Annotated in this window: 16 protein-coding genes; 7 read left to right on the top strand and 9 right to left on the bottom strand. The window is 47.2% G+C overall.

Annotated elements, in window-relative coordinates:
• Nucleotides 1-53 precede the first annotated feature (53 nt).
• Nucleotides 54-545, top strand: coding sequence for a hypothetical protein (locus KNO71_RS15620; protein WP_214689374.1), 492 nt, complete (start codon nucleotides 54-56; stop codon nucleotides 543-545).
• A 40-nt stretch (nucleotides 546-585) separates the two neighbouring features.
• On the opposite strand, the gene KNO71_RS15615 is transcribed toward KNO71_RS15620, so the two are convergent.
• Genes KNO71_RS15615 through KNO71_RS15605 form a run of 3 tightly spaced genes read right to left on the bottom strand, consistent with a single transcriptional unit; the run spans nucleotide 586 to nucleotide 2,895 of the window.
• Nucleotides 586-804, bottom strand: coding sequence for a YhzD family protein (locus KNO71_RS15615; protein ID WP_015880927.1), 219 nt, complete (start codon nucleotides 802-804; stop codon nucleotides 586-588).
• A gap of 39 nt (nucleotides 805-843) precedes the next feature.
• Nucleotides 844-1,935, bottom strand: coding sequence for a DNA polymerase IV (gene dinB, locus KNO71_RS15610; protein WP_214689366.1), 1,092 nt, complete (start codon nucleotides 1,933-1,935; stop codon nucleotides 844-846).
• Between the two features lie 36 nt (nucleotides 1,936-1,971).
• Entirely contained in the window at nucleotides 1,972-2,895 is a 924-nt protein-coding gene (locus KNO71_RS15605) for a magnesium transporter CorA family protein (RefSeq protein ID WP_214689359.1), read from the bottom strand.
• A gap of 81 nt (nucleotides 2,896-2,976) precedes the next feature.
• Between KNO71_RS15605 and KNO71_RS15600 the strand changes: the two genes are divergently transcribed.
• The gene (locus KNO71_RS15600; protein ID WP_078146417.1) at nucleotides 2,977-3,936 is read left to right on the top strand and encodes an HD domain-containing protein; all 960 of its coding nucleotides are present in this window, start codon (nucleotides 2,977-2,979) and stop codon (nucleotides 3,934-3,936) included.
• 51 nt (nucleotides 3,937-3,987) lie between these two features.
• Here the strand turns inward: KNO71_RS15600 and KNO71_RS15595 are convergent, their stop codons facing one another.
• Nucleotides 3,988-4,989 carry a peptidylprolyl isomerase gene (locus KNO71_RS15595; protein WP_214689357.1) on the bottom strand — a complete coding sequence of 334 codons (1,002 nt, stop codon included), beginning with the start codon at nucleotides 4,987-4,989 and terminating at the stop codon, nucleotides 3,988-3,990.
• 153 nt (nucleotides 4,990-5,142) lie between these two features.
• Here KNO71_RS15595 and KNO71_RS15590 point away from each other — a divergent pair, with 153 nt between their 5' ends.
• The gene (locus tag KNO71_RS15590; RefSeq protein ID WP_237708238.1) at nucleotides 5,143-5,481 is read left to right on the top strand and encodes a DUF1878 family protein; all 339 of its coding nucleotides are present in this window, start codon (nucleotides 5,143-5,145) and stop codon (nucleotides 5,479-5,481) included.
• Here KNO71_RS15590 and KNO71_RS15585 read toward each other — a convergent pair.
• Entirely contained in the window at nucleotides 5,465-6,028 is a 564-nt protein-coding gene (locus KNO71_RS15585; RefSeq protein WP_078146419.1) for an HTH-type transcriptional regulator Hpr, read from the bottom strand. The two genes, KNO71_RS15590 and KNO71_RS15585, sit on opposite strands and share 17 nt — an antisense overlap.
• 61 nt (nucleotides 6,029-6,089) lie before the next feature.
• On the bottom strand, nucleotides 6,090-6,446 hold the full coding sequence (locus KNO71_RS15580) for a hypothetical protein (protein WP_015880934.1): 357 nt from the start codon (nucleotides 6,444-6,446) through the stop codon (nucleotides 6,090-6,092).
• Nucleotides 6,447-6,614: 168 nt separating this feature from the next.
• On the opposite strand from KNO71_RS15580, the gene KNO71_RS15575 reads away from it, so the two are divergent.
• Nucleotides 6,615-6,950, top strand: coding sequence for a hypothetical protein (locus KNO71_RS15575; RefSeq protein ID WP_078146420.1), 336 nt, complete (start codon nucleotides 6,615-6,617; stop codon nucleotides 6,948-6,950).
• A 32-nt stretch (nucleotides 6,951-6,982) separates the two neighbouring features.
• Here KNO71_RS15575 and KNO71_RS15570 read toward each other — a convergent pair whose 3' ends face one another.
• Nucleotides 6,983-7,411: an HIT family protein gene (locus tag KNO71_RS15570; RefSeq protein ID WP_015880936.1), complete on the bottom strand. Its 429-nt coding sequence runs from the start codon at nucleotides 7,409-7,411 to the stop codon at nucleotides 6,983-6,985.
• A 129-nt stretch (nucleotides 7,412-7,540) separates the two neighbouring features.
• Here KNO71_RS15570 and KNO71_RS15565 point away from each other — a divergent pair, with 129 nt between their 5' ends.
• Entirely contained in the window at nucleotides 7,541-8,590 is a 1,050-nt protein-coding gene (locus KNO71_RS15565; protein ID WP_214689355.1) for a hypothetical protein, read from the top strand.
• Nucleotides 8,591-8,635: 45 nt separating this feature from the next.
• Here the strand turns inward: KNO71_RS15565 and KNO71_RS15560 are convergent, their stop codons facing one another.
• Nucleotides 8,636-8,887: a GlsB/YeaQ/YmgE family stress response membrane protein gene (locus tag KNO71_RS15560; protein WP_031421191.1), complete on the bottom strand. Its 252-nt coding sequence runs from the start codon at nucleotides 8,885-8,887 to the stop codon at nucleotides 8,636-8,638.
• Nucleotides 8,888-9,056: 169 nt separating this feature from the next.
• Between KNO71_RS15560 and KNO71_RS15555 the strand changes: the two genes are divergently transcribed.
• Together KNO71_RS15555 and KNO71_RS15550 are read left to right on the top strand one after the other, a co-directional pair.
• Nucleotides 9,057-9,794, top strand: a complete 738-nt coding sequence (locus KNO71_RS15555) for an ABC transporter ATP-binding protein (protein WP_251024805.1) — start codon at nucleotides 9,057-9,059, stop codon at nucleotides 9,792-9,794.
• Nucleotides 9,791-10,924: an ABC transporter permease gene (locus KNO71_RS15550; protein WP_078146423.1), complete on the top strand. Its 1,134-nt coding sequence runs from the start codon at nucleotides 9,791-9,793 to the stop codon at nucleotides 10,922-10,924. Before KNO71_RS15555 ends, KNO71_RS15550 begins: the two co-directional genes overlap by 4 nt.
• Before the next feature lie 44 nt (nucleotides 10,925-10,968).
• Here the strand turns inward: KNO71_RS15550 and KNO71_RS15545 are convergent, their stop codons facing one another.
• Nucleotides 10,969-12,273 (bottom strand): ammonium transporter, encoded by a 1,305-nt coding sequence (locus KNO71_RS15545; protein ID WP_251025634.1) that lies wholly within the window; start codon nucleotides 12,271-12,273, stop codon nucleotides 10,969-10,971.
• Between the last annotated feature and the right edge of the window lie 58 nt (nucleotides 12,274-12,331).

The following is a 12,331-nucleotide window of genomic DNA, read 5'->3' as shown; positions in this document are numbered from 1 at the left end:
TTGGGGACGAGTATCGAAAATAGAGGAATCAGCAGATGAAAGGGGGGACGATGATGAAAAAATGGATGATTGTATTCTTCTGCCTGTTTCTTGTTGCGTGTGGGAAAGAGATGGAAACTGAATCAGAACCGGAGATGACGGAGAACGGGCAGGTGGCCGAAGCGTATCTCGAGGAGCAACAGTACTCGATCGTTTCTTTTGAAGGAGAGCATACGAGTACTTTAACCTTAGAGGAACTGGCAGAGGATCGTGAACGGAACGTTTGGGGACTACAAACCGTATCACCGGATGAATACGTGGGTAAGACCATCTACTACGAAAACTTTACGGTGAAAGATCATCCGATTGGTGAGCAATCTCCCGCCGGTCAGACTGCTGTCTCGGTAATGATCGTGGATGGAAAGGTCATCGGCGGGACATCATTCCCCGTGACAGACGGATCAGGTTCAGGGAACGGATATAGTTTGAGCGGAGAATCGCTTGAAGATATTCACCCCGATCTTCAAGAATGGCAGGATGCGTGGAATAAAAAATATGGTGAATGAAAAAGTAGACCAAGACAATCATTGTCCTGGTCTACTTTTGTTAAGATGCCGTCCCTTTCAGTTTCCCCGGTAATTTGCAACGCTCGAAGTAGATGAGTTGCCCCCGTCGTACGATACGCGCCCCTTTATGCTCATGTCCAGCAGCACGAAGCATGTCGAGCCCTTTTTGTTTAGCCGACTGATCGTCGCTCGCTTCGAACATTTCATTCAATACGAGCGTGCCATCATTTTCAAATCCTGTCACCGTGTATGTTTCCATTCACACGACCCCCTTTTCTTCATTTTAATGAATGGTCATTCATTCTTCAAGAGAAGGTTTTGTCAGTTCGTCGAATGTCAGCTGTCGTGTCGATTCAGTTCGGGGAATCAAATCGGATACGGTCAGTCCGATCAAGCGGACGGGCTCGATGACGTTCATCTCGTCGAAAAGACGTCTGGCAAGTCGTCTAATCTCATCATGGTCATGCGTCGGGTGGTTTAATTTGATTTGATGACTCCGAGCCTGAAACTCGCTCGTCTTTATTTTGATGGTGACCGTTTGACAGCTCAAGTCGCGGCGATCGAGCTGACGCAATACGTCCTCCATCTCTGGGATGACCCGTTCGAACACTTCTTCCGGGTCATCGATATCAAATGCAAACGTCGTTTCTGACCCAATCGACTTACGCTCTCGCGTGGCCACGACAGGACGCGTATCACGTCCGTGTGCCAGTTCATATAGTTGGTGCCCACGATCATGTCCAAAGATGGCTTTCAGTTGCTCAGGACGAGTTTGTTGAAGGTCACCGATCGTATGATAACCACTTTTATAAAGCGTTTGGGCGGTCACTTTTCCGACTCCATGCATGGCTTCGATGGAGAGGGGAGCCAGAAAGGTTGCCACTTCATCGAGCGGAACGACCGTGAGTCCATTTGGTTTCTCAAATCCTGAAGCGATTTTCGCGACAAACTTTGACGGTGCGACTCCGGCAGATGCAGTGAGGCCGGTGCGACGCTTAATCTCGCCTAATATATACCGGGCGATAAAGGGTCCGGATGTACTCAATAACGAATTCTCCGTCACATCGAGGTAAGCCTCATCGAGCGAGAGTGGTTCGACGAGCGGTGTGACCGACTTAAAAATCTCCATCACTTGTGCGCTGACTTGTCGATAGGCCTGAAACCGTGGTTTGACAAACGTCGCATGGGGACACAAGGCAAAAGCGCGACGTGATGACATCGCGCTGTGTACGCCGTATTTCCTCGCCTCATAGGAACATGTCGCGACGACCCCGCGGCTGTGGGGAGGACCTCCGACGATGACGGGCTTTCCTCGTAAGTTAGGACGGTCACGCTGTTCGACAGAGGCATAAAATGCGTCCATGTCCACATGAATGATGAGTCGTTCCATAACATCACCTTTCTTGTGTGAATCACTTTTCTTTCATTATACCGAACTTTTGTTCGTTTTTTGAGATTTTTGTTTTGACCGATGTTTCGTTGAAGTCGTCTGATTCGGAAACTGTAGCAATGACCCGATCCAATTCTTCCGTTTCAGCCACACTTGGATGATGAGCGTGAAGAGAAGAATCATGAGCCAGGCGAATCCATATCCAAGCGGCCATTCCAGTTCAGGCATGTTTTTAAAGTTCATTCCCCAAACCGCACCGAATGCAACGACGGGAGTCGTCAGCGCCGTGAAGACGGTTAGTGCCTTCATGATTTCGTTCCCTCGGAAGTTTGACAGGGTGGAGGCGAGGTCTGTCATCGCAATCACGTCTTCTTGATAATGATTGATGAGTGTCAGCAATCGACTGACTCGATAATCGGCAAGCTGATACGACTTCAACTGCTGTAAATCGATCGTTAAAAAAGCCTCTCGTCCCGCCATGACAAGCTCCTTATATGGGGTGACCGTATCGGACCACCGTTCGATCTCACTTCGAAGACCAAAAATCTCATTCATGAACGTAGCGGGAACTTGTCCCGTCATTTCACGCTGAGCGGCCATCAATCGTTCTTCAAATTCATCGATGCCATGAAAGTAGTTGTTCATCCGTTCGGCAAGCAACTCATAAAACGCCTCGATCGGAGAATCACATTGTTTGGCGAGAACGGACTCATGGTGCAAATCATCAAAGCCGATTGTCCACAAAAAATCAGGTCCAATGAAGTAGTGTCCAATTTTTTGTGGCTCCCGTTCTAACTGTTCATAGTCGAGCGTGAGTGAACCATACATATATCCATTCTCGACGACAATCTTCGTCACATTCGAGGTCGTCAATTGTTCAAGCCAATACGTATAGGCTCGAGCATATTGCTGATCAACATGCACATAATCTTCCGGTCGTGTATACCAATCCCATTCCATCATCCATACCTCCAATTCACTATATTGATAGTATTCCCAAATTGTCAGGAATGTTGGCATCTGTCGCAAACTTTCGTTAAGATGAAAGTACTGAACAAGAGAGAGGTGCTTTCATTGACGACAAAAATCGGTCAGCTCAAAGTGGGCGACACGCTAGACCAATATGTCATGATCAAACAATCGTATAAGGGACTTGCCGGGAACGGAAAACCTTATTTAACATTAATCCTTTGCGACGAGAGTGGTGAAATCGAAACAAAATTATGGGATAGTGCCGATACTGAGAAGTATGCGACGAAAAAAATCGTCCATGCGGCCGGTGAAGTGATGGACTATCGCGGGCGCACCCAGTTGAAACTAAAACAAATTTCGATCATCGAGCAGGAAATAGACATCGCACCGTACGTCCGATCGGCTCCGATTCCGAAGTCAGAGCTCGAGACGACGATTCGTGGATTCATCACGTCACTTCAACACGATGAGATTCGCCGTCTTGTCGAGGAAGTCGTCAATCGTCATGAAGAGGCATACTTCACGTACCCGGCTGCCGTTCGACATCATCACGCGGTCTATTCAGGACTGGCATTTCATGTGATGTCGATGTTGAAGCTCGCGGATACGATGTGTGAACTGTATCCATCCTTGAATCGTGATCTTTTGATTGCGGGTGTGATTTTGCATGATTTGGCGAAAGTCATCGAATTGTCTGATGCGATTACGCCAGAATACACACTCGAAGGAAAATTACTCGGTCATTTGTCACTTATGGCATCGGAGCTTGAAGTCGTGTCACGGGAACTGGGTACGGACCGTGAAGTGACGACACTGTTGCAACATCTCGTCTTAAGCCATCACGGGAAGCCGGAATGGGGCTCTGCGAATACGCCACAGTTGCCTGAAGCGGAGATGTTATTCTTTATTGATAACATTGATGCGCGCATGAATATGTTTGAGAAAGCGTATGAAGGGGTCGAGCCGGGGACATTCACGGAGCGTGTCATGGCACTCGATAACCGTGCCTTCTATCGCCCGAATCTATAATAGATGATCAACGAAAAAGGGGTACTCCATTGCTGGAGCGCCCCTTTGTGATTACTTTTCAGTTGATTCTGCTGCAGGTTCTTCTGAAGACTCGTCTGCGTTTTTAATGGCTTCTTTAACGGCGTCAAATTGTTGTTCTGCTTTTGCATCTTTTACGTCAACGTTGTATTTTTCAATCAACTCCGCGTAAATTTTGTTCGCATCGACAGAAGCTGATTTTTCAGCTGCCAATTCTTCACGAATGCGATCTTTCTCGTCTTCGAGTTTCAAGTCTTTCTCTTTACGGTCTGTCACTTTGATGACATGGAAACCGAACTGAGATTGAACCGGTTCAGAGATTTTACCAACGACATCTTCTTTGAATGCGTACTCTTCGAATTCAGGTACCATCTTACCAGCAGAGAAGAAACCGAGTTCTCCACCTTGTTCTCCTGAACCAGTATCCGTTGATTTTTCTTTCGCAAGTTCAGCGAAGTCTGCACCGTCATTCAACTCTTTGATGATGTCTTGTGCTTCTTCTTCAGTTTCAACGAGGATGTGGCTAGCTTCCACTTCCACGTTCTCTTTTGCGAATTGTGCTTCGATTTCTTCATCGGTCACATCGACAAGTTTCGATTTCGCAGCGTCAACGAGCATTTGTCCGCGAAGCGCTTCTTTAAACTCTTCCGTACCGCTCATACCGGCTTGTTGAATCGCTTGTTCGAACTCTTCTTCTGAGTTGAACTGTTCTTCTGTCTTGCTGAACTCTTCATCTACTTTTTCTTGGTCGACTTGGTCACCGTATTCTTTTTCAAGAAGTGCATTCATCGTCTCTTGGAATGCGAGTTGTGGCACCATGCGGTCGTAGCTCATATCCGCGATTTCACCGCGTGTGATTTCGCCGCCTTTGTATGTGACGACTGCTGAATTATCTGACTCTCCGCCGCCTGCGTTCGTTGCCGCATACGTACCGCCAGCACCGATGATGAGTGCGATTGCAGATGCACCCACGAGTGCGCCAGTTGAGAATTTTTTATCTTGCTTTTTTGGTTCGTTCGTCATTCCGTTTGACATGTATTCCACCCCTAATAATTCTTTAAAGTTTCTAAGTCCGACTATATCACATTTTCCTAATCATGACAGCTGTTCTCTTGTCTGTACAGTATCATAGCATACAATCCTGTCGTATAATGATGAAATAGAATGTGAAATGATGGGGTGAGGGAAGTGTCACTAGAGGAGAAGGTCGAGCATTTAGCCTATCAGATGAAGATCTTACTCGAGATTGTCGATTGGACAGACCGTCCGTTCGAATATGAAGTGATTCGAGCGAATTTGACGAAACAAGAAGTCGAGTCATTTTATCAATTGCTTGAGGAGATTCGGGCGCAGCAAAACGAGCAATTGCGCTACGGATATACGTCCATAGAACCATTGCTCGTCCATTTTGCAGGTATGTTAGATGTGAGACTTGACGTCAAAACGATTCTTGAGGCGTGCGTCCGACAAGGAATCGCATTAGACGTCACAGAACCACTTTATCGGCAGGTCAGGCTTCTTGACTGAGTTCATCCTCATCAGGGCGTCTGCCTGCCTCTTCTGTGATCATTTTTGACGTTTCCGCAAAGATATCCATAAAGTTATCCCCATACAAGCGACGTACGATAGCCGTCATATCTGTTAAGTCAGGGAACTTTCCATATAGTTCTTGAAGCGGAAGGGAAGCGTGGAATACGCCGTTTCCTTCTGGGTCGAATGCGTGAATCGTTTCGAGTAATAACGATTCGCCTTCAGGTGTCAATTGAACGTACGTGTTTCGTTTGTCCGTCTCTTTTTTAGAAAACGTAAGTAATCCACGATCTTCTAACTTCTTCGAGAAGTTGAAAGCAGTCGAGACGTGCATGACGCCATATTTCGCAATTTCTGAAATCGATGCACCGCCTAAAGCGTGGGCAATCCATAAGATGTGATGTTCATTGATATTTAAGTCGAACGGTTTGATCCAGTTTTGCCAGTCTTTTTCGACGGTTTTCCACAAAGCCTTACTCAATTGAATGATTTTGTGGCTATAGAGCATGGCCTCAGGGCCAGTGAATTCTTTTTCGTGTTCCATCTCGATCCATCCTTTCCGGATAAAAAGTCAAATGTAATCGACGGACGATGACCTCAAACACTCACTGTGTTTGATTGACGGTTTTGTCAGTCATAGCAGACTGTACGTTCGAGAGTTCCTGAAGGTTCCCTTGGATGCGCTCGACTGAAGGCTGAATGTCTTGTTGATAGCGTTCGACTTCGGCTTTCACTTGGTCAGTCAATTCTTTTCCTTGCAGTTTTCCTGCGGCGGCAACCTGCGATGCATGTTTCGCCACATTCCCAAATTGTTCTTTTAGCGTAGTGATTGTAGATGCTCGATGTTGTTGAGCAGCGGCATCATTTGCAGTTCCTCGCGCCAGTTTCTTCACCGTGGCGACTCCTAAAAATGCTAAAACAAAGCCGAAAGCAATCCAATCTCGACGTTGGCGACTCGACAATTCATTCCCCTCCTCAAGCTCGGATAATCAGAATTACATTCTTTTCATATTATTTTACCAAAAAAGAGTGATTAAAAACCTATATCGCAAATAAAATTTTTCAGAACATTCATTTTTGACCGAAAAATCATTTTATTTTAAAATACAGGTAAAGGAAGGTGATCCTCAGTGGAGAAAGCGAAGCGTTGGGTAGATGACATGCTTGACCTGTATCTCGCTGCGAAACGACTGGGAGATGACACTTGGGCCGAATCCATTATGAATACACTAGAGGCGGGATACGAGGCGTCGAAGCAAACGGAACAGGCACGTGAAGAATCGATGCGAGAAAAGCGGATGTTTGAAATAGATGCCCGTCTAACAGAATTACGAAAAGAATTTGAACAAGCGACATCTGTCAAGACGCGTCAACAGTTATATGAAGTGGCAATCAAGCTTCAGGTCGAGCGGGCGCAACTAGAAGAGGAACGAAAACGCCATCGTGACTCAATCAATCAATCATAAAAGAGACCCGTCGATGACGGGTCTCTTTCTGTTTATACGTGGGCATGAATATTTGATGCAAGGGTAGTGAGTTCTTCTGACGTGAAAGCGTCGTTTTGTGTAATCCACTTCGCACCGAATCCATCTTCGTGTCCAAAGCGCGGAATCAAATGGATATGGAAGTGATACACCGTTTGTCCGGCAACTTCCTCGGCATTCGATAAGACGTTCATTCCGATGGCACCCGTTTCACGTTGAATCGCTTTGGCGATGGTAGGGACGCGTTTGAAGACGTCTGCTGCCACGTCTTCTGGCAATTCATATACGTTTTTCGCATGATGTTTCGGGATGACGAGCGTATGTCCTTTCGTCACTTGAGAGAGGTCGAGGAAAGCGACGACCGCTTCGTCTTCATATACCCGATAAGATGGGATTTCTTGTTTTGCGATTTTACAAAAGATACAGGTCGGATCTGTGTGCATCTTCATTCCTCCATTCTTAAATGTCGTTTCTGTTCCATCATAACACGGAAGTTCGGGCGCAAGAACGATAGGAAGCGAGATGGATTCCCTCTATAATAGAAGATAAGTGAGAGCAAAGGAGGTGAGCACATGCCATATACGAGAAGTAGAAAAAAAGAGCGGAGTCCAAAAAATTTTCTTTTGATATCTAGTTTAACGATTTTAGTTGGAGCCATTGTTTTCTATATATATGCATACAAGCCGGCGGCAGAACAAGATAAAATTCACGTCGCATTCAAAGAGGCCTTATTAGAAGAAGATCGTACCTTTTTTGAAGAAAAAGTCGAATATCTTGGAGAACCTTTATCGCGAGCGGAGGCTCTGCGATTCATGGGGTGGTTGAACGCTGAAAAGTCCATTCGAGGAGAGGCCATCGCAGAAGTTGCGAAAGACCGGGCCGACCGAACATCGGGAATGGAGGCGGACGGATTATTTCGTTTGATCGATACGGGGGAAGGGCGATATGGCTTTTCTGACTATCGGATTGAACTACTCCCACAACAAATTGATGTGACCTCGGACGTCCCATTGACGAATATTTGGATTGATAGGCAACAGGTAGGACGGATTGATGAAGCCGATGATACGTTATCGTTTGAACAGATGCCGGGACAATATGATGTCAAAGCGGTAGCGGTGACAAATGGAGAGACGGTCACGGAAACCGAAACGATTCAATTGATATCTTCTAAATCCATTGAGTATGCGCTTATGCCTGAATCGAACGAAGCCATTGCCGGACAATTTGATTTGAAGCGGGCTGAGTTGATTGAAATTGAAGTGGAGGCGCAAACGGGTCATTCACTCGAAACGGTCGATTCGTTAATTGGACAGTCGAGTCAGCAGGTTCAAGAAACGCTTGGTGAACCAGCTGGAAAGCGTGAAGGAAAATGGGACTATGAGCGATTGACTGTCACGTTTAAAGATGAGGAAGTGGAATCGATTCAGGTCGACCTCGATAAACGACCGGATGATTTGATTGCCCTCCTCGGTGAACCGAAAACGAAATCGGAACACCCGCTCGGAACAGAGTGGGATTACGGTCAATCGTTCTTCGAATCATTCTTTACGTTCTTTGGTCTTGAAACCGAAAAACAGTTTATCGAAAAGAACGACACGATGTATTTATTGATCCAATGAAAAAAGAGGGACATTCCGTAATGGAAGCCCCTCCGATACATAATCTTATTTTTTACGCATTGATTTCATAACGAATGATACAATCAAGATCAAAATAATCGCACCGATTAGAGCCGGGATAATCGCGATATCCGCAACGATTGGTCCGAAGTCACCAAAGATAAGTCCACCCAACCATGCACCGATGATCCCCGCGATGATGTTACCAATGATTCCACCTGGTACGTCCTTACCTAAAATCAATCCTGCTAACCAACCGATGATACCCCCGATAATCAAATAAAGAATAAACCCCATAAATCATTCTCCTTCCTCTGTTTTCCCATTGTTCTTTACAACGATTTTGTGGAACAATGGAAGTATTGATGTTTTATTTTAAAATGCCTTACAGTTCAGATTATTCCCATGTGACAACATTTAAAACATATACCAAGAAAAAAAGATGAAAATGAAAGGTGTGGTTTTCATGCTGCACGTCGATCGATTGAACGGCGGATATTTCGGTAAACAAGTTTTGCATGACATTTCGTTTGAAGTAAAAAAAGGGGAACTCGTCGGGTTGATAGGGCTAAACGGAGCTGGAAAGTCGACGACAATCAAACACATTTTGGGGTTATTGTCACCCCTCTCCGGAAAAATCGAAATTGATGGCGAGACATTAGATTCTTCCGAAAAGAATTATCGTAAGAAAGTGAGTTACATACCGGAGACACCGATTTTGTATGAAACGTTAACGTTGCAAGAACATATTGAATTGATGGGGAAGGCGTACGATGTGAATCCAGACGAGTTGGCTGCGCGCACGAAACGTTTGGCGAAAGAAATGCGGATGGAAAAGCAACTCGCCTGGTTCCCTTCCGTCTTTTCAAAAGGGATGCGTCAAAAAGCGATGATCTTGTGTGCGCTCGTGACGAAAACGCCGCTCTTGATTGTTGATGAACCATTTGTTGGTCTAGACCCACTAGCCATTCGTCAGTTGCTTCAATTATTTGATGAATATAAACAAGATTGCGCGATTTTAATGTCCACCCATATCCTTGAGACGGCGGAGCGGCACTGCGACCGATTCGTCTTCCTTCATCAAGGAGTCGTCATCGCGAGCGGAACAGCGGCCGAGTTGCGCAACGTGTATCGATTGTCGCCTGATGCGACACTTGATGATATATATGTAGAAGCAATCGCTTCGGAGGAACGGTCGTCATGAATCGATTTACAGCAAGGTTCGGAACCTGGATGGAAGAGGTCGTCAAGTACAGCCGCTACGTTGCGAACGGGGGACTGTTGTTCACGCTCTATTTCACCTTGATTTACGGGGCGTTCGTCTACAATAACTTCTTAGAACGAATCGATGGGACATTCCCAGGAACGTGGATTGCCGCGGGGGTCCTATTGCTCATGCCACTCGGTCATCGCCCGCGAACGTTCATTCAAGAGGCGGATCAAGTATTTTTGCTTCCGGAGTTAGGGGATATTCGTTCTTATATGGTGGGGGTACGTTTATTTAATCTCGTGTTTGCTGCATTGCGTGGATTGCTCGTCCTTCTCGTTTTACTACCGCTCCTCGTACGGACAGAGAGTTATACGAGTATCGAAGTGTTATCCGTCGTCGTGACGATGGTCATGTTGTCAGCTGCAGGTCGTTTGGCAAAAGTGGAAGGCGTACGTGAATGGACAATCCTACCGTTTGCGCTCGTGAGCGGCGCTTGTCTTTTAATGGATTGGACAGCGTGGGCATGGGTGCCCGCGTTCATGCCGTTCATTTTCTTACATGTGAAACGAAACGAGCGCATCCCACTCTTACACTGGTTGGTGCTTGAGGAGAAGAGTCGGGCTCAGTTTGAACGAGTGATCAGCTGGTTCGTCGATTTGCCGACCTTGAAAGAAGAGGTTCGAGAGCGCCGGGTGTTGACGCGGCTTCTAGAAAATCGGGTCCTACGGCGCGTAGATGCATCGCGTTACGTGTACGGACTTCGCATTCTCCGTTCGAACGACTCACTTGATTTGATTCTTCGCTTGACAGTGGTGGCGCTCATTGTCATGTGGATGTCGGGAGGATGGTACGTCGGATTGGTCACGCCGCTCTTCGTAGGCTTGACCGCGTTGCAGCTCGTTCCGTTATTTAAACGGTTAGAGGCGGTTTCCATCGTTTCCTGGCTTCCAATCACACGCGATGAGCGAATCGCAGGGTATTCGTGGTGGGCGATGCGACTGCTCGTCATCCAGTCCGTCGTTCTTGCGATTGCATCCATCGCTTTTGGTGCCACATGGGATGCGGCGGTCGGATTGGTCTTGTCTGTCATGGTCACACGCTATTACTTGAATCGATTGAAATAAAAAGAAGGACATCCCGCACAGGATGTCCTTCTCACGTGAGTAGATTATTTTTTAGGTGACATGACCGATACGCTCGAACCGAGAATCTTCGGGAGGCGTCCTGGTTTCTCAGTCGTTTCTTCGACTTCACCGTATGCCGATACACCATGTTCTGCGATGTCGAGGCCGACATCTTCTTGTTCTTCTGTGACACGGAGTCCGATTGTGACATCGAGAAGTTTCAAGAAGGTGTAACTTCCACCGCCGGCGATGACCATCGCGATCAACACACCGAGTGTTTGTACACCGAGCTGTGTCAATCCGCCACCGTAGAAGAGTCCGGCAGAACCGATCCCTGTGATCTCAACGAGTCGAGGCGATGCGAAGAAGCCGAGTGCGAGTGTTCCGATGATTCCAGCGACTCCGTGTACGGAGAAGGCGCAGAGCGGGTCATCCACATACTTCGCCATCAAGATGCTCGTTCCATATGTTGCAACCGATGCGAGTGCCCCAATGACGACGGCTGCCCACGGTTCGACGAACGCACATGCTGCCGTGATGGCGACGAGCGCCCCGAGTACTCCGTTGACGATTGTCGGGATATCCGCCGTCTTCCGATGGAGCATGACGATGGTCAGAGCACCGAGCGCACCAGCTGCTGTGGCGAGCATCGTTGTCAATGCGACGTAACCGAAGAATCCGTCAGCGACCGACATTGTCGAACCGGCGTTAAAGCCGAACCAGCAAAGCCAAAGGACGAGACCGCCCACGACTGTTAACACATGGTTATGACCAGCGAGTGATTCCGTTTTACGACGTGGTTTCAAAATGATTGTTGCCATGAGAGCCGCCATCCCACCTTGAAGGTGAACGACCGCCGAACCTGCGAAGTCTTGCATCCCCATTGATCCGAGCATTCCACCAGCCCATACTGAGCGAGCGACGATTGGATAGAGGATGGCAACGAAGAAGATACCGAACAGAACGTAGGCAGAAAGCTTAGCCCGTTCTGCAAATCCACCCCACGCGATGGCGAGAGAAACTGCAACGAATGATAACTGGAATAAGAACTTGATGTCGATTGAGACGTTCGCCCAGTCGAGGCTTGTGAACGATCCGCTTAAGAAGAATCCTTCTGTCCCAAACCAAGTTGTCCCGTCACCGAACGAGAGGCCGAACCCGACCGCCCAAAAAGCGAGTGCCGCCACAGAGAGGCTGATAATTTGTTTGACCGCGACGTGACCGGCGTTCTTCGCCCGAAGCGTCCCCGTCTCGAGTAATCCGAAACCTAATTGCATCGTCAATACGAGCAATGCAGCGATGAGTACATACAGCGTGTCCATATAATAGAGAATGTCTTCCATGTTCATGCCCTCCTTTTTCTTAGGTGCTTTCCAAAAGTTGACTTCAGTGTAAAACGAAAATTGC

Origin of the sequence: Exiguobacterium sp. s163 (assembly GCF_018617135.1) — a bacterium.
GTDB classification, from domain to species: domain Bacteria; phylum Bacillota; class Bacilli; order Exiguobacteriales; family Exiguobacteriaceae; genus Exiguobacterium; species Exiguobacterium profundum.
The sequence above is the reverse complement of the archived record's forward strand: the minus strand, read 5'-3'. Positions and strand labels throughout refer to the sequence as shown.